16 protein-coding genes are annotated in these 19,666 nt (G+C 68.9%); 9 read left to right on the top strand and 7 right to left on the bottom strand.

Going from position 1 to position 19,666, the window contains the following annotated elements:
• From F4X11_07590 to F4X11_07580, 3 genes are all read right to left on the bottom strand, one after another.
• Positions 1-466, bottom strand: a 466-nt coding sequence (locus tag F4X11_07590) for a hypothetical protein (GenBank protein ID MYN64874.1), incomplete at its 3' end; no start/stop codon positions are given.
• 64 nt (positions 467-530) lie between these two features.
• Entirely contained in the window at positions 531-992 is a 462-nt protein-coding gene (locus F4X11_07585; GenBank protein MYN64873.1) for a protein TolR, read from the bottom strand.
• 13 nt (positions 993-1,005) lie between these two features.
• Positions 1,006-1,797, bottom strand: a complete 792-nt coding sequence (locus F4X11_07580) for a hypothetical protein (GenBank protein ID MYN64872.1) — start codon at positions 1,795-1,797, stop codon at positions 1,006-1,008.
• On the opposite strand from F4X11_07580, the gene recN reads away from it, so the two are divergent.
• From recN to F4X11_07545, 7 genes are all read left to right on the top strand, one after another.
• Positions 1,798-3,639: a DNA repair protein RecN gene (gene recN / locus F4X11_07575; GenBank protein ID MYN64871.1), complete on the top strand. Its 1,842-nt coding sequence runs from the start codon at positions 1,798-1,800 to the stop codon at positions 3,637-3,639.
• Positions 3,640-3,644: 5 nt separating this feature from the next.
• The gene (miaB, locus tag F4X11_07570) at positions 3,645-5,012 is read left to right on the top strand and encodes a tRNA (N6-isopentenyl adenosine(37)-C2)-methylthiotransferase MiaB (protein MYN64870.1); all 1,368 of its coding nucleotides are present in this window, start codon (positions 3,645-3,647) and stop codon (positions 5,010-5,012) included.
• The gene (locus tag F4X11_07565; protein ID MYN64869.1) at positions 4,997-5,482 is read left to right on the top strand and encodes a bifunctional nuclease family protein; all 486 of its coding nucleotides are present in this window, start codon (positions 4,997-4,999) and stop codon (positions 5,480-5,482) included. The genes miaB and F4X11_07565 overlap by 16 nt, the downstream gene beginning before the upstream one ends.
• Before the next feature lie 205 nt (positions 5,483-5,687).
• Positions 5,688-6,443, top strand: a complete 756-nt coding sequence (locus tag F4X11_07560) for a ParA family protein (protein ID MYN64868.1) — start codon at positions 5,688-5,690, stop codon at positions 6,441-6,443.
• A 25-nt stretch (positions 6,444-6,468) separates the two neighbouring features.
• Entirely contained in the window at positions 6,469-7,287 is an 819-nt protein-coding gene (locus F4X11_07555; protein MYN64867.1) for a ParB/RepB/Spo0J family partition protein, read from the top strand.
• Positions 7,288-7,470: 183 nt separating this feature from the next.
• The gene (locus F4X11_07550; GenBank protein ID MYN64866.1) at positions 7,471-9,771 is read left to right on the top strand and encodes a YjgP/YjgQ family permease; all 2,301 of its coding nucleotides are present in this window, start codon (positions 7,471-7,473) and stop codon (positions 9,769-9,771) included.
• A 13-nt stretch (positions 9,772-9,784) separates the two neighbouring features.
• Positions 9,785-12,112 (top strand): YjgP/YjgQ family permease, encoded by a 2,328-nt coding sequence (locus F4X11_07545; GenBank protein MYN64865.1) that lies wholly within the window; start codon positions 9,785-9,787, stop codon positions 12,110-12,112.
• Positions 12,113-12,127: 15 nt separating this feature from the next.
• On the opposite strand, the gene F4X11_07540 is transcribed toward F4X11_07545, so the two are convergent.
• Together F4X11_07540 and xerD are read right to left on the bottom strand one after the other, a co-directional pair.
• Complete coding sequence (locus F4X11_07540) at positions 12,128-13,294, bottom strand: methionine adenosyltransferase (protein MYN64864.1); 1,167 nt, start codon at positions 13,292-13,294, stop codon at positions 12,128-12,130.
• 134 nt (positions 13,295-13,428) lie between these two features.
• Positions 13,429-14,304 (bottom strand): site-specific tyrosine recombinase XerD, encoded by an 876-nt coding sequence (gene xerD, locus F4X11_07535; GenBank protein ID MYN64863.1) that lies wholly within the window; start codon positions 14,302-14,304, stop codon positions 13,429-13,431.
• A 212-nt stretch (positions 14,305-14,516) separates the two neighbouring features.
• Here xerD and F4X11_07530 point away from each other — a divergent pair, with 212 nt between their 5' ends.
• Both F4X11_07530 and F4X11_07525 read left to right on the top strand, forming a co-directional pair.
• Positions 14,517-15,788 (top strand): DUF3347 domain-containing protein, encoded by a 1,272-nt coding sequence (locus F4X11_07530; protein MYN64862.1) that lies wholly within the window; start codon positions 14,517-14,519, stop codon positions 15,786-15,788.
• A 103-nt stretch (positions 15,789-15,891) separates the two neighbouring features.
• The gene (locus tag F4X11_07525; protein MYN64861.1) at positions 15,892-17,139 is read left to right on the top strand and encodes a hypothetical protein; all 1,248 of its coding nucleotides are present in this window, start codon (positions 15,892-15,894) and stop codon (positions 17,137-17,139) included.
• Here the strand turns inward: F4X11_07525 and F4X11_07520 are convergent.
• On the bottom strand, positions 17,136-18,404 hold the full coding sequence (locus F4X11_07520; protein ID MYN64860.1) for an aspartate kinase: 1,269 nt from the start codon (positions 18,402-18,404) through the stop codon (positions 17,136-17,138). The two genes, F4X11_07525 and F4X11_07520, sit on opposite strands and share 4 nt — an antisense overlap.
• A complete protein-coding gene (locus F4X11_07515) occupies positions 18,401-19,666 on the bottom strand; it encodes a TIGR00300 family protein (GenBank protein ID MYN64859.1) in 1,266 nt (421 codons plus the stop codon). Before F4X11_07515 ends, F4X11_07520 begins: the two co-directional genes overlap by 4 nt.

Genomic DNA, 19,666 nt, shown 5'->3' with positions numbered 1-19,666 from the left:
ACCGAGATCTCCACGCGTACGAGGGGCGGCTGCTCGATTTGTTTATATGCCCCAGCCCTGCCCCCCCCTTCTCGCCCATGGCCCGCCCCTCGCGGACCTCCGGTCCGCGGGTCGGCGTACGTCCGCGGGCCTCGTCCGGGGCCGTGTCGACCGCGACCTCCGGCTCCGCCCGCCGGGCCGGCACGGCTTCGGGCACCGGCAGGATCATCTTCGGCGGCGCGGCGGTGGGCGGCTGGATCCATTGCGGGCGGCGGATCTCCTGCAGCGGCACGACCTGCTGAATGGGGCGGGCGCCCAGCGCGGTACGACCTCCTTCGCCCGGGCCCTGCGGACCGCCGAGGCGGATGGTCATGACGTCGAGCGCCGGCTCGCTCGTCGGATCGGACAGCCATCCGGCGGGGGGCAACAGGACGGCCGCGATCAGGATGACGTGCCCGGCCGCCGATACGACGGCCGTACTACGCAACTCGTCGGTTCTGCCCGATCGGGCGGTCAGGAGATCGGATGTCGCTTCCTGCACCGGACACCGCCTATCGTAGGCTTGGCTGCTCGAGCACCAGCCCGACGTCCTCGACGCCCCCCTCCTTGAGCTGATCGATCACGGAGACCAGCTCGCCGTACGTGATGTCGCTGTCCCCGCGCAGAAAGACGCCCTTGTCATCCCGGCCCTCCAGGTCCGCCAGCAGGCGATCCGCCAACGCGCCGATGTCGATGGTGTCGTCGCCGACCTGCACCACGCCCTCGGTTCGATAGGCGAGGGGGACCGTGACGAACAGCCGCTCCGACACCAGCGGCTCGGCGCGGCGGGCTTCCGGAAGCTGCACGTCCAGCCCCCGCTGCATCATGGGCGCGGCCACCATGAAGATGACCAGCATGACGAGCATGACGTCGACCAGCGGCACGACGTTGATCTCCGACAGCGACGTGCCCGTTCGCCGGCCGCGCCGCCGGCCGCTTCCGCCGCCGCTCTCCATCGTCTGAACCTTCGGCATCGTGAATGCACCCTCACCCGGAGAAGTAGCGCTCGGCGATATTCAGGAACTCCAGCGAGAAATCGTCGACGGTCGATGCGGTGACCTTCACCCGGTGCGTCAGGTGGTTGTAGAAGTAGACGGCGGGAATCGCCGCGAACAGACCGGCCGCGGTCGCGATCAGCGCCTCGGCGATGCCCGGTGCGACGACCGCGAGATTCGTCGAGCCGGTCGCGCCGATCTCCTGAAAGGCGTTGATGATGCCGACGACGGTCCCGAACAGGCCGATGAACGGCGTGATGCTCGCCGTCGTCGCCAGCAGCGCCACGTGCCGCTCCAGCTTGTTGACCTCCACGTTCGCGGCGCGCAGCAGCGAACGGTCGAGCGCCTCGAAGCTCCGCAGCGCCGGACGCGGCGCACCTCCTGTCCCCGGATCGCCGCCCGGCGACCCGGCGTCCCGAAGCTGCGCATTGAGCTCGACGTATCCGGCCTGGAACACGCCGGACAGCGGACTAGCGGCAAGCGACTTGCATACGGATTGCACTTCCGAGAACTTCCGGCTCTTGCGAAAGATGGTCACGAACGTCGAGGTGTGCGCGTCGACCTGCCGGAACTGCCAGAGCTTGAAGAGGATGACCGCCCATGAAGCGACCGAGAAAACGAGCAGGGATGCCAGTACCAACTGGCTGATGAGGGACGACCGGGCGATCAGACTGAGCAGACCGCCGAATGCTTCCACAGGCTCGCTTGCCACGGGCGCCTGAAGGAAGGCAAAGGTATAGTATCCAAGGATACGCACCTCGGTTCCTCCGTCAGATTCTGACAAATGGCGCGCCGCTGGGAAGGCGCTAGTTGCAGAAGGCTACCATGCCCCCTGGACGCTGTCAAACATTATGTTAACATGGCGCTTCCTTCCACGACCGTCGCGATCCGGCACGATCCGGCGGGCGCCCGGGCCCGGAGTGACGAACGGCCGCCGGTCATGATTCGCTTCCTCAGCATCCGCGATCTCGCCATCGTCGATGCGATGGACATCGAGCTCGACCACGGATTCAACGTCCTGACCGGTGAGACCGGCGCCGGAAAATCGATCATCATCGGTGCGCTCGGGCTGTTGGTGGGCGGGCGCGGCGCGGCCGATCTGGTGCGCACCGGCGCGGCCGGAGCCCGCGTTCAGGCCACGTTCGAGACGGAAGACGGCGAGGAGAGCATCGTCAGACGCGAGATCCCGGCGCAGGGACGGGGCCGGATCTTCATCGACGACGCGCTTGCCACGGCGGCGGCGCTCAGGACGCTCGGCCGGCGGCTCGTGGACATCCACGGCCAGCACGAGCACCAGGCCCTCCTCGACCCGCGCTCCCACGTGGGACTGTTGGACGCCTACGGCGGGCTCGAAGCGGCCGCCTCGGAAGTGGCCGCCGCCCACGACCGCTGGCGAAGGGCGGAGATGCAGCTCGAAGCGGAGCGGGAGGGCGCCCGGGAAGCGGCGGCGCGGATCGAGTTCCTGCAGTTTCAGCTCGAGGAGATCGACAGGATCTCTCCCCAGCCGGGCGAGGACGAGCTCCTGAGGAACGAGCGCCGCCGCCTCGCGAACGCGGACCGGCTGCTGCATCTGGCGAGCCAGACCTACGCCGCGCTGTACGAGCGGGACGACTCGGTGGTGTCCTCGCTCGGCGTCGTATGGCGCCAGCTCGACGAGCTGGCCGCCCTCGATTCCGCATTCGTCGAGCACGCGGCGGCGCGCGAGACGGTCCCGCCCCTGCTCGACGACCTCGCCCACGCGCTACGCTCCTATGCCGCCGCCGTCGAGGTATCGCCGGACCGGCTCGGAGAAGTCGAAACGCGGCTCGCGGACGTCGAGCGTCTCGCTCGGAAGTACGGCGGAAGTCTCGACGCGGTTCTCGAACGGCGCACGGCGATTGACGCCGAGATCCGGCGCTGCACCGACGATGAGACGCGTCGGGCGGCGCTGGAGTCGGAAGCGGTCGCCGCGCGGGCCGCGTATCTCGGTGCCGCCCGAGCGCTGTCGACCCGGCGGGTGACGCAGGCGCGGTCGCTGGCCCCGGCGCTCGAAGCGGAGCTCCGGCAACTGGCCATGCCGAACGGACGTGTGGACGTCGTCGTCGAGACCGGACTTCCGGCAGAGCGCTGGGGCCAGCGCGGCACCGACCGGGTGGAGCTCTTCCTGTCCGCCAACCCCGGCGAGGACGCCCGGCCCCTCGCACGGGTCGCCTCGGGGGGAGAGCTCTCGCGCGTGATGCTGGCCCTCAAGACGCTGGTTGCGACCGACACCGCGGGCAAGACCCTCGTCTTCGATGAAATCGACGCCGGAATCGGCGGGCGGGCGGCCGATCGGGTAGGGGAGCGCCTTCGCGCGCTCGGCGACCGCTACCAGGTCCTGTGCGTAACGCACGCACCGCAGTTGGCGGCCTACGCGACGGCCCATTTCGGCGTCTCGAAGTGCGTGAGCGAGGGACGGACCAGAACGGCGGTCGAGCGGCTGAGCCCGGACGGGCGGATCGCCGAGCTGGCGCGCCTCATGACCGGATCCGGTAGCTCGGCCGCCCTCGCGAGCGCGTCCGAGCTGCTCGATTCCAGACACGCTGCGTCGACGAGGGCGGCGCTGCCCGCGGTGCGGGAAGAGACGCCCCGGACGAGTCGGGAGTGAGCACGATGGGAAGGACGTACGCGGTCGAGACGTTCGGCTGCCAGATGAACGTGCACGACAGCGAGCGGCTGGCCGGTCTGCTGCAACAGGCGGGCTACGAGCCGGCGGCGGGGGAGGAGGAGCCGGCCCTCGTCGTCGTCAACACCTGCAGCGTGCGGGAACGGGCGGCGGAGAAGCTCTTCGCGCGCCTCGACCGGTATCGGCACCGCGCGCGCGACGAGCGCCCCCTCGTAGCGGTGACCGGCTGCGTGGCGCAGCAGGAGGGATCGCGCATCGTCGATCGCGCGCCGGTGGTGGACGTTGTCATAGGGACCCAGGCGCTGACGATGCTTCCCCAGGCCATCGAGGAGGCCGAGCGGACGCGCCGTCCCCAGGTCGACACCAGTCCGTACGACAACGTCTCGTTTCCCCTCGGCGTAGCGGTCCGCGACGATCCGGTCAAGGCCTACGTGACGGTCATCGAGGGCTGCAACGACTTCTGCGCCTTCTGCGTGGTGCCCTATACCCGAGGCCGTGAACGCATGCGGCCGGTGGCGGAAATCCTGGGCGAGGTCTCGGCGGCCGCCGCCGCCGGGCATCGCGAGGTGCATCTACTCGGCCAGATCGTCAATCACTACCGGGCGCCCGATGCGCCGGACTGCGACTTCGCCGGACTGCTCGAGCGCGTCCACGAAATCGCCGGCGTCGAGCGCATCCGGTTCGCGAGCCCGCACCCGAGGCACGTGACGCGGCGCATGATCGAGGCGCTTCGAGATCTGCCGAAGGTGTGCAAGCATCTCCACCTGCCGGTGCAGTCCGGTTCGACGCGCGTACTCGGACGGATGCGGCGGCGGCACACACGCGAGCGCTATCTCGCGCAGGTCGACGAGATCCGGGCGGCGGTAACGGACATCGCGCTGTCGACCGATATGATTGTCGGGTTCCCGGGGGAGACCGCCGAGGACTTCGAGCAGACCCTGAGCCTGACGGAAGCCGTGCGTTACCACAGCATGTTCTCGTTCAAGTACTCCGAGCGGCCGAACACCCTGGCGCGCGCGCGGATGCCGGACGACGTGCCGGAGGCCGAGAAGGCGGGCCGACTCGCCGCGTTGCAGGCGCTGCAGCAGGGGATTCAGCGGGAGCTGCACGCGGCGGCGGTCGGGCGCACCGTCACGGTGCTGGCCGACGCGCCCAGCCGACGCCGTGACGGCGAGTTCGCCGGTCGCACGAGCGGCAACACGATCGTGAACTTTCCGGGCGATCCGACCTGCATCGGCCGCCTGCTCGACGTCCGGATCGAACGTGCCGGACCGAACAGCCTCTGGGGCACTCTGTCCCCGGCGGTCGAGCCGCAAACGAGCGGGGATGGGGTGGGTCGATGCAAATCGAGATGACGATCAAGGGACTGATGGTCGACCCGATCACGAACATGCCGATCGTCATCCTCCGCGACGAGGGCGGCGAGCACGTCCTTCCGATCTGGGTCGGAATCTTCGAGGCCAATGCGATCGCCCTGCAGATCGAGAACGTGACCACACCGCGGCCCATGACCCACGACCTGCTGCGCAACCTCATCAGCGATCTGAACGGAACAGTGGAGAAGATCGTCGTGTGCGATCTGAAGGAGAACACCTTCTACGCCCTCATCCACGTCCGCGTCCGGGGCGAGACGGTCGCCGTCGATGCCCGCCCCAGCGACGCGATCGCGCTGGCCCTGCGCGTGAGCGCGCCGATCTACGTGGAGGACGTCGTCGTCAGGAACGCGAAGAACCTGGACTTCGCCCCCGACAAGGCCGACTCCGAGCGCCTGGCCAAGTGGCTGGAGAACCTGGACCCCGAGGAGCTGGGCAAGTACAAGATGTAGCGTCAGGCCGCCAACCGCGCGCTGTCGGCCGGCCGACATCTTCCGCAACCTGCTGATTGCGCGGGCCTTGTTCGCAGAGCACCGCGTGCGCCGCCTTGACATGCCGGTGGGTCGTTCCTAGAATGCCCGCATTCCGGCGGCGTCAAGGGGCTCCGGTTCCGCCCGCGTTGCACCGTCACTGTCCTTCTCCTTCGACGGCGTTCAGATGATTGTTGCGATCGCCAATCAGAAGGGCGGCGTCGGCAAGACCACCACGGCCATCAACCTGGCCTCCGCACTCGCACTGCGCGGCAAGTCCACCCTCCTCATCGATCTCGACCCCCAGGGGAACAGCACGATCTCCTTCGTGCAGCGCGACGCGGCCTTCCGCTCCGTGTACGAGACGATGGTCGACGACGGCTGCGCCCTGTCGGACGTGATCCGCCCCTCGCCGCAGGACAACCTGTGGATAGCGCCCGCCCGAATCGCCCTGGCGAAGCTCGAAGCGCGCCTGGTGGGGGAGCTGGACGCCCACTTCCGTCTCAAGGAGCGTCTGGACGCCCTGGGGGAGCGCTTCTCGTACGTCGTCATCGACTGCCCGCCGGCGCTCGGCCTGCTCACCGTCAACGCCCTGGTCGCCGCGACCCATCTGCTCATTCCCATCCAGTCGTCGTACTTCGCCCTCGAGGGCACCGACGATCTGCTGGAGACGGTGCAGCGCGTGCAGTCCCGGGCCAACCCGGGGCTCGACATCCTCGGCGTGCTGATCACGATGCACGACCGAAGGACCTCGCTCGGACGCGACATCCAGCACCGCATCCGCGAGGCGTTCGGCGCCAAGGTCTTCCGGACCGTGATCTCCAAGAACGTGCGGCTGGAGGAGGGGCCCGCCTACCGCGAGTCCATCTTCACGTTCGCGCCCAACTCGACCGGTGCGGCGGACTACTACAGTCTGTGCGAGGAGGTCATGGACCGTGTCTAAGCGGGGACTGCCCGAAACCGTACGAATGCGCCACGAGGCACACTACGTGGAGACCCTCTCCGCGTCGTCGGGCAAGCCGATCGGCCGCATGGTGCCCATCGACCGCGTCGACCCCAATCCGGACCAGCCGCGCCAGGTGATGGGCGATCTGACGGAGCTGAAGGCCTCCATCGTCGAGAAGGGAATCCTCGAACCGTTGATCGTGCGGCCGCGGGGCGAACGCTACGGCATCATCGCCGGAGAACGACGGTACCAGGCGGCCGTGCAGATCGGCCTGACCGAGCTCCCGGTGGTCGTACGTCCCGCGGACGAGTCCGAAAGCATCGAGCTCGCGCTCATCGAGAACGTCCAGCGCAAGACGCTGACCGCATTCGAGGAAGCCGAGGCGCTCCGGGCTCTGGTCGAGCGCTTCGCCTACACGCACGAGCAGCTTGCGAAGCGGCTCGGCAAGTCCCGCACGTCGGTCACCGAGACCCTGAGCCTCAACACGATGCCGGAGGAGGTGCAGCGGTTGTGCCGACTCGCCGACATCACGTCGAAGTCGGTCCTGCTCGAAATCGTCCGGCAGCGCAGCCCGGAGGCGATGCTCGCCTTCATCGAGCAGATCACGCGCGACGGCGATGCGACGCGGCAACGCGCACGGGAGACGGCGGCGAGCCGCCGCGGGACGGGACGGGCCAAGCCGTTCGTGTACCGGTACGCGCCGCCGAACCGGACGTTCAGTCTGCGCCTGGCATTCCGCAAGACGAACGTGCCGCGGGATCAACTGATCGCGGCGCTCGAGGGCATCCTCGACGACCTGCGCCGCTCGGATGCCCGTCCGGACCAGGACTCCGGCGACTGAGGTCGTGGCGGCCGGCGTGCAGAAACGGGCCGCCGGGGGGCGCCCGAGGGTCGCACGTTAACATAAGACCCCTTATCGGACCCACGATCCGGTGCGGTTGGCGAGCACGCCGCGCGACCGATAGGATCGGATGAGGCGCTGCCGCGAACACGCGCGGCCGGCGTCACGGATCCGGGTCAGCAAATGTTTGGCATCCTCGGTCGCTACGTCCTGCGGGAAGTGATACCGCCGTTCTGCCTCGCGCAGGTGGTCTTCACCTTCCTGCTGATGCTCGACCCGATCACCAAGCACGCGGAAGAGCTGATCGGGGTCGGCGTGGACCTGGGCGACATCCTGCGGATTCTCGTGACGGCGCTGCCGTACTCGCTGGGCCTGACGATTCCGATGGCGCTCCTGGTCGGGGTCCTGATGGGGCTCGGACGCCTGTCGGGCGACCGCGAGATGGTGGCGATGCAGGCGTGCGGCATCGGCGTCTTCCGCATCCTGTCGCCGCTGCTCGTCCTGGCCGCCCTGGCGGCGGCGATCGACTGCTACCTGCTGGCCGAGGCGGTGCCGAACGCCAACCGACGCTTGCGGGAGACGGTGTTCCGCGTGTCGGCGAACCGCGCCGAGGGCGAGATCAAGCCGCGCGTGTTTCAGGTGGATCGGTTTCCGCGCGCGGTTCTCTACGTGCGGGAGGTCGCGCCGGACGGCTGGAGAGACGTCTTCCTCGCGGACGTCGAGCGGCCGGAACAGCCTGACGTCTACGTGGCCGAATGGGGCCGCGTCGCGGTGGACGAGGAACTGCGCACCGTTGCCGTCGCCCTGCGCAACGGTGAGCGACACCGGGTGGACCCGGCCGTCCCGTCCGCGTACGAGGTGCACCGCTTCGAAGAGCTGACGATTCAGCTCGATGCCTCGTCGGTGTTTCCGGACGGCGGGCCGGCACGGGATGTCGACGAGCTGTCCATACCGGAACTGCGGGAAGAGGCCTCGGCGATGCGCGCGGCGGGGATCTCGCCGCATCAGCCGATCATGGCCATCCACGAGAAATTCTCGATTCCCGTGGCGTGCTTCGTCTTCGTGCTGCTCGCCGTCGGATTGGGAGCCAGCAGCCGCAAGGAAGGACGTCTGGCGAGCTTCGCGCTCGGGATCGCCGTCATCCTCGCGTACTACGTGATGCTGTACCTGGGTACGGCGCTGGCCAAGGGACAGTGGCTGTCGCCGCACCTCGTGAGGTGGATACCGAACGTGGTGATGGGTCTGGCCGGCGCCGGCCTGGTCTGGTGGCGCGCTCGGTCGAACGAGCCGCACGCGGCGCTTCCGTGGCTTGCATCGCCGGCGCTCCGACCCGCGGAAGCGCCGGCAACGGCCGAGCCGGCGGACCCGCCAATCCTCGTCAGGGTGTCCCGGGCGGCGCCGGGAATCGGCCTCCTCGACCGGTACGTGACGCAGATCTACCTGCGCTGGATGACGCTCGCCTTCGTCGGCCTGCTCGGCCTCTTCTACGTGATCACCTTCCTGGACCTCTCCGACAAGCTGTTCAAGGACGAGACCACCCTGCTGAGGCTGCTGGAGTACTTCTGGTACGCCACGCCGCAGTTCGTCTCCTACGTCCTCCCCGTTGCGGCGCTGGTAACCACGCTCGTGACCGTCGGCCTGCTGACCCGGACGAACGAGTTGACGGTGATGAAGGCCTGCGGGATCAGTCTGTACCGGATGGCGGCGCCCATCCTCTGCTTCAGCCTGCTGTGGAGCGGTCTGCTGTTCGCGATCGGCGAGAGCGTTCTGGCGCGGGCGAACCGCCGGGCGGAGGCGCTCAACCGCGAGATCCGCACCGGCCGGACGCAGCCGTTCGGTACCGGAGACAGGGCGTGGCTGGTGAACGAGGACGGCGACATCTACCATTATCTGCACTTCGACGCGGACGGACCCGCGGTGAGCGGCCTGTCGGTCTATGAGTTCACGGGTCGTCCCTGGTCGCTTTCGGGCCGGACGTACGCCGCCGAGGCGTCGTTCCAGGGCGCCTGGAAAGGCCGTGGCGTCTGGTCGCGCGCGTTCCCGACGGCGGAAGCCGCCACGACGTACGACCACGGCAGCGAGCAGGGGCTGCCCGCGGTGGCGCCGCCCGCGGTGTTCTCGGCCGAGCTGCCGGACGCGGAGCTCATGAGTTATCGCGAACTCGAACGGCACGTCGTGGAGCTGCGGGCGCTCGGCTTCGACGTCGTCAATCTCGTCGTCGAGTTGCACCGCAAGGCGTCGTTTCCGTTCGTCACGTTCATTCTCACCCTCATTGCCGTGCCGTTCGCGGTGACGATCGGTCCTCGCGGCGCCCTCTACGGGGTCGGAGCCGGCATCGTGCTGGCGTTCACCTACTGGATCGTGCTGAGCGTGTTCGGGGCTCTGGGCAGCGCCGGCGTGCTCATGCCGGCCACCGCGGCCTGGGCGCCGAACCTGATCTTCGGCGCCGCGGCCGGCTGCTTCCTGTTCTCCGTGCGGACCTGACGGAGCGGATACGGTGCCGAGCATCATCAGTCACTACGTCGTGCGGGAGGTGATCCTCCCCTTCTTCCTGACCCTGCTCGTCTTCACGTTCCTGATGCTGCTGCCGCCGATCATGAATCAGGCGGAAGAGCTGATCCGGATCGGGGTGGACGCGCGGCACGTGGCCGAGATGCTGCTGCTGCTCGTCCCGCAGTCGCTCGGCGTCACGATACCCATGGCCCTGCTGGTCGGCGTCCTGATGGGCCTCGGCCGGTTGTCCGGCGACCGCGAGACGGTGGCGATGCAGGCCTGCGGCATCAGCCTGTTCCGCATCCTGACTCCCCTGCTGGTCCTCGCCGCCGCCACGGCGGCGATCAACTGCTACCTGATGCTGTCGGTGGTGCCGGACGCCAATCAGCGGTTTCGCGAGATCCTGCTGCGCGTGCAGGCGAACCGCGCCGAGGGCGAGGTGAAGCCGCGGGTGTTCTACGTGGGGGACTTCCCGGACGTCGTGCTGTACGTCCAGGAAGTCTCCAGCACCGGCGAAGGATGGCTCGACGTCTTTCTCGCGGATGTCCAGCGGCCGGAACAGCCGGACATCTACATCGCGGAACGCGGTCGCGTCGGCGTGGATCGGGACCGCCGAACCGTTGCCATCGTGCTCGAGAACGGCGAGCGCCATCGGGTGGATCCCGCCGCCCCGGACGCCTACGAGGTGCACGCCTTCCGGGAGCTGCGGATCCAGTTGGACGCCGAGTCCCTGTTCCCCGCGGGTGGGCCGGACCGGGGCCTGCGCGAGATGACCATCCCGGAGCTGAACGAGCAGGCCGCCGCGATGCGCGCGGCGGGGGTGTCGCCGCACGCGCCGATCATCGAGGCCCACAAGAAGTTCTCCATTCCGTTCGCGTGCTTCGTCTTCGTGCTGCTCGGCGTGGCTTTCGGCGTGAGCAGCCGCACGGATGGACGACTGGCCAGCTTCGCGCTCGGCATCGCGGTCATCTTCGCCTACTACGTGCTGATGTACGAGTCGGAAGCGCTCGCCAAGGGGCAGCGGGTGCCCCCCCACCTGGCGATGTGGCTGCCGAACATCGTGCTGGGACTGGCCGGCGTGGCGCTGATTCGGCGGCGCGCAGGGGGAGTCGAGCGTGGCGCCTCGCTGCCGTGGACGCGCTGGAGGCTGCCCGCGCCGCCCAGCGTTCCCGAGGTTACCGGCGGTCCCGCGATCGCCGGCGCCGCCGATCGGGACCCCGTCGTCACGGTGTCCGGCGGATCGCTGCCGGGCGTCAACATCCTCGACTGGTACGTGACGAAGATGTACCTGCGCTGGGTGGGCCTCGCGTTCGTCGGCCTGCTCGGCATCTTCTACATCGCCACCTTCATCGACCTGTCCGACAAGCTGTTCAAGGACGAAACGACGGGCGTGATGCTGCTGCGCTACTTCTGGCACGCGACGCCGCAGTTCGTCTACTACGTCCTGCCGATCGCCGGACTCGTGGCGACGCTGGTGACCATCGGTCTGCTCACGAGGACGAGCGAGCTCACCGTGATGAAGGCGTGCGGGATCAGCCTGTATCGAGCGGCGTTCCCGATTCTCTGCTTCAGCCTCGTCTGGAGCGGCTTGTTGTTCGCGCTGGGAGAGACGGTGCTCGCGCGGGCGAATCGAACCGCCGAGACCCTGAACCGCGAGATCCGCACGGGGCGCACGCAGACGTTCGAGGTCCTGGCGCGGCAGTGGCTGTACGACGACGGCGTGATCTACCACTACCGCTACTTCGACCCCGATCGATCGGAGATCGACAGCCTGTCCATCTTCGAGCTGGGCGACGGGCCGTGGTCGCTGGTGCGCCGGACGTACGCCACGCACGCGGCGTACGACGACGAATGGCAGGGCCAAAACGTCTGGTCGCGGGAGTTCGCCCCGGCGCCGGAAGCGTCCTCCCCCTATCGGAAGGACGCGGCGCGGGCCCTGCAGGCGGTGTCGGCGCCCGGCGTCTTCGTGGCGGAGAGACCCGACGCCGAGCTCATGAACTTTCGCGAGCTCGAGCGGTACATCGTGGACCTGCGCGCGCGGGGTTTCGACGTCGTCAACCTGGTGGTGGCGCTGCACCGTAAGGCGTCCTTCCCCTTCGTCACCGTGATCCTCACGCTCATCGCCGTACCCTTCGCCGTGACCACCGGGCCGCGCGGCGCGCTCTACGGCGTGGGCGTCGGCATCGCACTCGCGTTCACCTACTGGATCGTGCTGAGCGTGTTCGGTGCACTCGGCGGCGCCGGCGTGCTCATGCCCGCCACCGCCGCCTGGGCCCCGAATCTGATTTTCGGCACGTCCGCGGGTTACTTCCTGCTCACGGTTCGGACCTGACCGGTTCGTTGCGTGCTACGGCGCAGACTCCCGGACTCCGGCCGCGGCGCTCAGCGCAGCGGCCTTGTCGGTCCGCTCCCAGGTGAATTCCGGATCGGTCCGTCCGAAGTGACCGAACGCCGCCGTCCCGCGATAGATGGGCCGGCGCAGCGCCAGCGTCTCGATGATGCCCTTCGGCGTCAGCGAGAAATGCTCCCGGACGAGAGCGCTGAGCCGCTCCTCGCCGACCCTCCCCGTGCCGAACGTGTCGAGCAGGACGGAGACGGGATCGGCGATGCCGATGGCGTAGGCGAGCTGCACCTGCACGCGTTCCGCCAGCCCAGCCGCCACGCAGTTCTTCGCGATGTAGCGCGCCATGTAGGAAGCGGAACGGTCGACCTTGGTCGGGTCCTTGCCGGAGAACGCGCCGCCGCCGTGCGGGGCCATGCCGCCGTAGGTGTCGACGATGATCTTGCGCCCGGTCACGCCGGAGTCGCCGTGCGGACCCCCGGTCACGAAACGGCCGGTCGGGTTGACGTAGATCTTCGTCGCCTCGTCGATCATCGACTCCGGGACGGTGGCCCGAATGACCTCGCGGGTGATGTCGTCGCGCAACTGCTCCGTGGAGACCTCGTCGCTGTGCTGGCTCGACACCACGACGGCGTCGATGCGCCGCGGCCGGTCGCCGTCGTATTCCACCGTGACCTGCGACTTGCCGTCAGGCCGGAGGTAGCTCAGCCGCCCCTCGCGGCGGACGTTGGAGAGCGCCCGCACCAGATGGTGCGCGAGCATGAGCGGCAGCGGCATCAGCTCCGGCGTCTCGTTGCAGGCGTAACCGAACATCAGGCCCTGGTCGCCCGCGCCGCCCGGGTCCACCCCCATGGCGATATCCGGGGACTGCCCGTGCAGGGACGAGAGCACGGCACAGGTGTCGGCGTCGAAGCCGAACTTGGCGCGCGTGTAGCCGACGTCCCTCACCGCTTCGCGGGCGACATCCGCGAACTCGACCCTGGCGGTCGTCGTGATCTCCCCCGCCAGCACGATCAGGCCGGTCGTCAGCAGCGTCTCGCAAGCGACGCGGCCGGTCGGATCGTCCGCCAGAACCGCGTCGAGAACGGCATCGGAAACCTGATCGGCTATCTTGTCCGGATGGCCTTCCGTGACCGATTCGGAGGTAAAGAGATAACGGCCTGTCCGGCGCATGTGCGGTGAATCTCCCTTCGCGGCGATTGGTGCGGCGTCGATACGGCGGGCTGCCCGAGTCCGGCCCTCCAGGTTCGGGACGGCATGTCCCACGCCAACCGCATACAGTAACCAGGGAACGGCGTTCCGGTCAATCACGAGCGCGGATGGTACTCGTCGTAGACCGCCTTCAGGCGCGCCGCGAGGATGTGCGTGTAGATCTGGGTGGTGGACAGATCGGCGTGTCCGAGGAGGGTCTGTATGGAGCGCAGATCCGCACCCCTTTCGAGCAGGTGCGTCGCGAACGAGTGCCGCAGAACGTGCGGGCTCAGGTCCCGCGGCAGTCCGGCCTGGCGCGCGTACTGCTTGAGCTTCTTCCAGAAGCCGACCCGGGTGAGTCGGACTCCTCCGCGCGCATTGACGAAGACCCAGGCGGACGTCCGCGGGCCGAGGAGCGCCGGGCGGGCGGACGCCAGGTAACGGCGAAGCCATTCGACCGCGGCTCTGCCGACCGGCACGAGCCGCTCCCTGCTGCCCTTGCCCATGCAGGTCAGATAGCCCGCATCGAGGTGCAGGCTCTCGGGTTGCAGCGACACCAGCTCGGACACCCGCAGGCCTGTCGCATACAGCAGCTCGATGAGCGTCCGGTCGCGAACCCCGACCGCGGTGGTGACATCCGGCTGCTCCAGCAGCACGTCGACGTCGGCGGTGGACAGGAACTTCGGCAGCGCGGGCCACGACCGCGGCGCGCGCAGGTCGTCGGCCGGGTTCGAGGCCACCTGCCCGTCGGCCAGCAGGAAACGGTAGAAGCCCCGTACGCAGGCCACGACCCGGGCGACCGACCGCGGCGCGAGACCGGAGCCCATCAGGTCGCGAACGAAGGCTTCCAGGTCACGCCGGCCCAGCCGGCTCACGCGAAGGTCGCGAGCCTCTGCGAAATCACCCAGCAGTACGAGGTCCCGGGCGTAGCTGGTCAGCGTATTGGCGGCCAGGCGCCGCCCCGCCTTCAGATCGCTCAGGTACGCGTCTATCGGATCGCCGCCCACGTCCACTCTATCGGACGGCTTGGCGGGCGCCGCCACCGCACGACGCCCGGGGCGGCGCCGACACCTCCGCACAACGTTCGCGGGGACTTCCGCGAATACGTACTACTCCAATCCGCACAACGGGTTACAGCCGAACGGCCGTTGCGCGCGGGGCGTCGGTGGTTGTATAATGCAGTGCTCCAAAGTCTCGAACAGCGATGGCCGCAGCACGTTCAACGCATTCTCAGGGGATCGGTCCAATGTCTCACGTGAAGCACCTTGCCGTTCTCGCCGGCATGCTCGGCGTCGTGCTGGTCGCGCCCGGCGGGCGCCACCCGGCCCAGGCGTCGACCGCCGCCATGCAGGCGGACTTCGGCACGCAGGTCGCCGAGTACGTCCGCGCGCAGGAAGCGCTCGCCGACGACGACTTCGAGGAGGCGCAGCGCGCGCTGGCCGATCTGATCGCCGTCGCCGACAGCGTCGTCGGGCCGCTGGCCCGGGCAGCGGCCGGCGCCGGGGACATCGAATCCATGCGGAGTGCGTTCAAGCCGTTGTCCGAGCTGCTCGCCGGGATGGACCTTCCGGCCGGCTACGCGCGGGCCTACTGCCCGATGTACGACGGCGGATCGAACTGGGTGCAGGTCGACGGCCCGGTGCGCAACCCGTACTACGGCTCGATGATGCTGACCTGCGGCGTCGTCGACGCGGCGCCGGGGGCCCACATGGACCACAGCCCGCGGCACGGCGGGCGCGTCTTCATGGCCCCGGACAGCTTCCACCACATCGAGGGGACGTACCCGGAGCCGGGCATTTTCCGCCTCTACGCGACCGACAACTACCGCGAGCCGGTCGACGTGACCATGTGGATGGGGCGTGTGGTGCTGCAGGAGGACTACGACCCGGCGACCGACGAGTTCATCGAGCTGGAGTCGGCGTTTCTGCTTCCCTCTCCCGATGGCGCGTACCTCGAAGCGGAGGTCGGCGATCAGCCGCTGCCCACCGACTTCATCGCCAAGATCCGCATGGTCGAGGACTATCCCGAAGATCGGTTCGACTTCATCTTCACGGAGCTGACGTCGGATGCGCCCGTCCTGACCGTTCCCGTGCCGACCGACGTCCCGGCCACGCTGCCGCTCGCCGAGCGGATTCGCCCCCGGATTCCGGAGGCCACGCGAGACATCGTCAGCGGCATCGACGCCCGCAACGACGAGATCGCCCGGCTCGTAGCGGAGGGCCGCTTCACGGAGATCTTCATTCCCGCCCTGCAATCCAAGGAGCTGGCGCTGGCGCTCGACCAACGCGCCGAGGCGCTGCCGGCCGAAGGCCGCAATCAGGTGCGCATCGCGGTGCGCAGCCTCGTGCGGTCGGCGTGGCTTCTGGACTGGTACGGCGACCTCGGCAACAAGCAGCAGGTGAGCGAGGCGCACGACGTCTTCAGCGAAGCCGTGCGCGGGATCAACCAGGTGTACGACGGCGCAGCCGCGCGGTAGCAGCTACGCGAGGGTTCGAGGTCCGGCGCGTGGTGCGGCGCGCCGCCGCTTGCCCGCGGGGCCCGCGGTCGGCCGCGCCGGACCGACCAGGGAGATGGTAGAGATGAGCACGAGGTACGTTCGCTGGTGTCTGGGCGCAGCCGTGGCGCTCGTCGCGGTCGGCGGGCAGATCGAGGAGACACAGACCCACACGCCGATCGCCTCGCGGTGGAACTACAACGAGCACCTGTTTCCGATCTTCCGCGACAACTGCGGATCCTGCCATCGCGACGGGGGTATCGCCCCGATGTCACTGGTGACCTACCGCAGCGCCTATCCCTGGGCCCAGTCCATCCGCGAGGAGGTGCTCGGGCTGCGGATGCCGCCGTGGAAGGCGGAGGACGGGTTCGGCGATTTCCGGAACGGGCACGCGCTGCCGGCGCACGAGATGGACATGATCCTCGAGTGGTCCAGCGGCGGCTACCCGCAGGGCCCGCGCGCGCAGAGCCCGGCGCCGCCGGGAGAGCCCGAGGAGTGGCCGCTGGGCGCACCCGCCATCGAGTTGCGAATGGCGGAGCCGTTCACGCTCGACTGGAGCACGAACGAGGCGGTCCGCTACTTCGTGCTGCCGAGCGGGACGACCGAGGAACGGTTCGTGACCGGCGCCGACGTGATGCCGGGGGCCGCCGCGATCGTCCGCGACGTCGCGATCTACATCGATGCGACCGGGACCGCGCGCGCGCTGGACGCCGAGGACGACGGGCCGGGATTCGGAGAGGCGGAGGGACGCGACTTCCCCACCACCGCGCCCCTGGCGCTCTGGTCGCCGGGGCGGCCGAGCGTACGACAGGACGGCGCCGCGCGCACGCTGCCGGCGAGCGCCGACATCGTGGCGCGAGTGCACTACAAGAAGACCTGGATCACCGAGGGCGAGGAGTTCGCGGACCAGAGCCGCATCGGGCTCTACGTCGGTGACGAGGGCGACCGGGCGGTCGAGTCGATGCTCCTGTCGTCGCCGGAGCGCGCGAGCGCTCTGACCCTGACCTTCACCCAGGAAGTGGACACCGACATCAGCGCGCTTGCCGTTCTGCCGGAGGTCGCCATCGAAGCCAAGGACGTGCAGGTAGTGGCGGTGACGCCGGCCGGGACACGGGTGCCGATGCTCTTCCTGCGCGAGCCGGACACGGCGTGGCCGACCCGCTACTGGTTCGACGAGCCGATCTACCTGCCGGCCGGGTCGACGATCGAGGTCAACGCGATTCTGCATCCGGGGGCGGACCACACGCCGGGACCCTCCCTGTTCGGCGCGGATCCGTCGGCACCGATCAGACTGGTCGTCGACTACGCGGCCGACGAGGCCCTGGCCAATTAGCGCGACGGTCGTTCCGCCTGCGGGGCGGTACCCTCGGGGAAGAACTCGTCGTGGACGGCGCGCACCGCCTCGTCGACGTGCGCGTCCGCGATCACGCAGGCGATCTTCATCTCCGACGAGCTGATGCAGTCGATGTTGATGCCCTTGCGGGCCAGCACCGCGAACATGCGGGCGGCCAGGCCCGGGGTCGACGCGAGGCGCGATCCGACGATCGAGACCTTGGCAACGTCGCGGTCGACGGCTCCCGCGGTCGCCAGACCGCGCGACTTCCAGTCGTCGACGAGCTGTGTGGCGCCCTCGACGTACTCGTCGTCGAGCACGAAGGTGATACGGCCGAGCCCCTCGGCGCTCGCTCCCTGAATGACCAGCCGCACACTGATCGCCCTGGCCGCGAGGTCGCGGAACACCTCCGCGGCCAGTCCGGGACGATCCGGCACGTCGATCAGCGTGACCTTGGCGATCTTCCTGTCGCTGCTGACGCCGACCACCGCCGCCTGCTCCATCACCATCTCGTCGCCTCCGCGGATCCACGTGCCCTCGCCGTCGTGGAAGCTGGACCGTACGTGGATCGGGATTCGGTACGCCATGCACACCTCGGCCGCCCGCGGGTGCAGCACCTTGGCGCCGCTCGACGCCATCTCTATCGCTTCCTCGTAGCTGATCTCCCGCCACTGCAGCGTGTGCGGCACCTTTCGCGGGTCGGCCGAGAGCACGCCGTCGACATCGGTGCAGATCTCGCACACGCTGGCGCCGAGGGCCGCCGCCACCGCCGCGCCGGTGATGTCGCTCCCGCCGCGGCCGAGCGTGGTGACCTCGTGATCCCGGGTCATGCCCTGAAATCCGGTGATGATCACCACCCGCTTCCGGTCCAGCTCCGCGAGGATACGCCGCGTGTCGATGGACTCGATGCGGGCGATATTGAAGGCGTCGTCGGTCCGGATTCCGCACTGCGGGGCGGTCAGGGAGATCACCGGAATCCCCCTGTGCTGCAGGGCGAGGCCGAGCAGCGAAACGGAGACCTGCTCGCCCGTGGCCAGCAGCAGATCCATCTCTCGGCCCCGCGGGTCGTCGGAGACCTCGTGGGCGAGCGCCACCAGCCCGTCCGTCGTCTTGCCCATCGCGGACAGGACGACGACCAGCCGTGGGCTGTCGCGCCGGGCAAGGGCTACGCGCTCGGCGATCGCGCGGATGCGCTCGGCGGTTGCAACGGAGGTGCCGCCGTACTTCTGGACCACGATGGGCGCCGCGCCGTCCGGGACCGTCATCGTTGCGCTTCCCCGGCGCCCGGCGGGGCGGGCGCGCCGGCCGCAGCATCGAGCTGCGCCGTCAACTGGTGCAGGAAGAGACCGACGTCGGTCACGATGCCGGCCGTCTGGGACGATCCGCGATCCGCGAGCTTGGTCACCACAGCGGGGTTGATGTCCACGCAAACGACCCGGACGTGGGACGGCAGCATGTTGCCGACGCCGATGCTGTGCAGCATGGTCGACAGCATCACGACCATGCTCACGTCGCGCAGCGCCTCCGCGTAGCGATCCTGCGCCTCGATCAGGTTCATGACGGTGTCCCGCAGCGGACCGTCGTCGCGGATGCTCCCCGCGAGCACGTAGTCCACGCCGTGCCGAATCGCCTCGTAGAGAATGCCCGAGCGCAGGAGTCCGTGATCGACCGCCGCCCGCAGGCCGCCGGCGCGGTTGATGGCGTTGATGGCGCGCATGTGGTTGCGGTGGCCCTCCTCGACCGCGGTGCCCGCGTTCAGATCGATGCCGAGCGACGTGCCGAACAACGCGTGCTCGGCGTCGTGGACCGCGAGCGCGTTCCCGGCCAGGAGCACGTCGACGAGGCCGCGGCGGATGAGGTCGCAGAAGTAGGCCACGCCGCCGCTGTGGACCACCACGGGGCCGGCGACGAAGGCGATGCGTCCGCCCTCGCGCTTGACGTCCTTCATCATCGCCAGCACGCGGGCCACGCTGACCTCGACGCGCCGCTCGGTCGACACGTCGTTCACCATGAACGCGAACCCCAGCCGATCGCGCTCGCGGAACTCGGGAGAGACCCGGATGCCGCCGACGCCGCAGACGACCGCATCCCCCGCCGCCACGTCGCGCAGCTTGCGGCAGGACGGCCGGCCGTCCTCGATCACGACGACGGCGTCCATGCGCTGGCCCTCGACCTCCAGCCATGCCCCGCCGTGTCGCACGTACGTGCGGTGGTTGGTCGTCGAGTAGAAGTCGTCGGGCACGCATCCGTTCTGCTCGGATCGCTTGAGAACGGCGTCCCGCTCCGGCGTCGGATGACAGCCGAGGGGCATCAGGTCCTCGAGCAGATCGGCCAGGACGGTCTCGTCCGGGGCGGTCACCTTCAGCTTCAGATGGGAGTACTCGTCGTTCGTGCGACCGATGTCGAACCGCAGCACGTCGAAACGCGCCCGCCGCTCGATCACCTTGTCGAAGATCGCGTTCAGCAACTGCGAATCGACCAGGTGGCCTTCCGCCTCGACGATCTCGCTGCGCTCGGACCGGGGCAT

Source organism: Acidobacteriota bacterium (genome assembly GCA_009861545.1).
Taxonomy (GTDB): Bacteria; Acidobacteriota; Vicinamibacteria; order Vicinamibacterales; family UBA8438; genus WTFV01.
The sequence above is the reverse complement of the archived record's forward strand: the minus strand, read 5'-3'. Positions and strand labels throughout refer to the sequence as shown.

Bases quoted from the DNA above. Each gene is read 5' to 3' on its own strand.
- miaB (MYN64870.1), top strand. From the start codon at position 3,645: ATGGGAAGGACGTACGCGGTCGAGACGTTCGGCTGCCAGATGAACGTG.
- F4X11_07555 (MYN64867.1), top strand. From the start codon at position 6,469: ATGCGCCACGAGGCACACTACGTGGAGACCCTCTCCGCGTCGTCGGGC.
- F4X11_07540 (MYN64864.1), bottom strand. From the start codon at position 13,294: ATGCGCCGGACAGGCCGTTATCTCTTTACCTCCGAATCGGTCACGGAA.
- F4X11_07525 (MYN64861.1), top strand. From the start codon at position 15,892: ATGAGCACGAGGTACGTTCGCTGGTGTCTGGGCGCAGCCGTGGCGCTC.
- F4X11_07565 (MYN64869.1), top strand. From the start codon at position 4,997: ATGCAAATCGAGATGACGATCAAGGGACTGATGGTCGACCCGATCACG.
- recN (MYN64871.1), top strand. From the start codon at position 1,798: ATGGCGCGCCGCTGGGAAGGCGCTAGTTGCAGAAGGCTACCATGCCCC.
- F4X11_07560 (MYN64868.1), top strand. From the start codon at position 5,688: ATGATTGTTGCGATCGCCAATCAGAAGGGCGGCGTCGGCAAGACCACC.
- F4X11_07520 (MYN64860.1), bottom strand. From the start codon at position 18,404: ATGACGGTCCCGGACGGCGCGGCGCCCATCGTGGTCCAGAAGTACGGC.
- F4X11_07585 (MYN64873.1), bottom strand. From the start codon at position 992: ATGCCGAAGGTTCAGACGATGGAGAGCGGCGGCGGAAGCGGCCGGCGG.
- F4X11_07550 (MYN64866.1), top strand. From the start codon at position 7,471: ATGTTTGGCATCCTCGGTCGCTACGTCCTGCGGGAAGTGATACCGCCG.
- F4X11_07515 (MYN64859.1), bottom strand. From the start codon at position 19,666: ATGCCCCGGTCCGAGCGCAGCGAGATCGTCGAGGCGGAAGGCCACCTG.
- F4X11_07530 (MYN64862.1), top strand. From the start codon at position 14,517: ATGGCCGCAGCACGTTCAACGCATTCTCAGGGGATCGGTCCAATGTCT.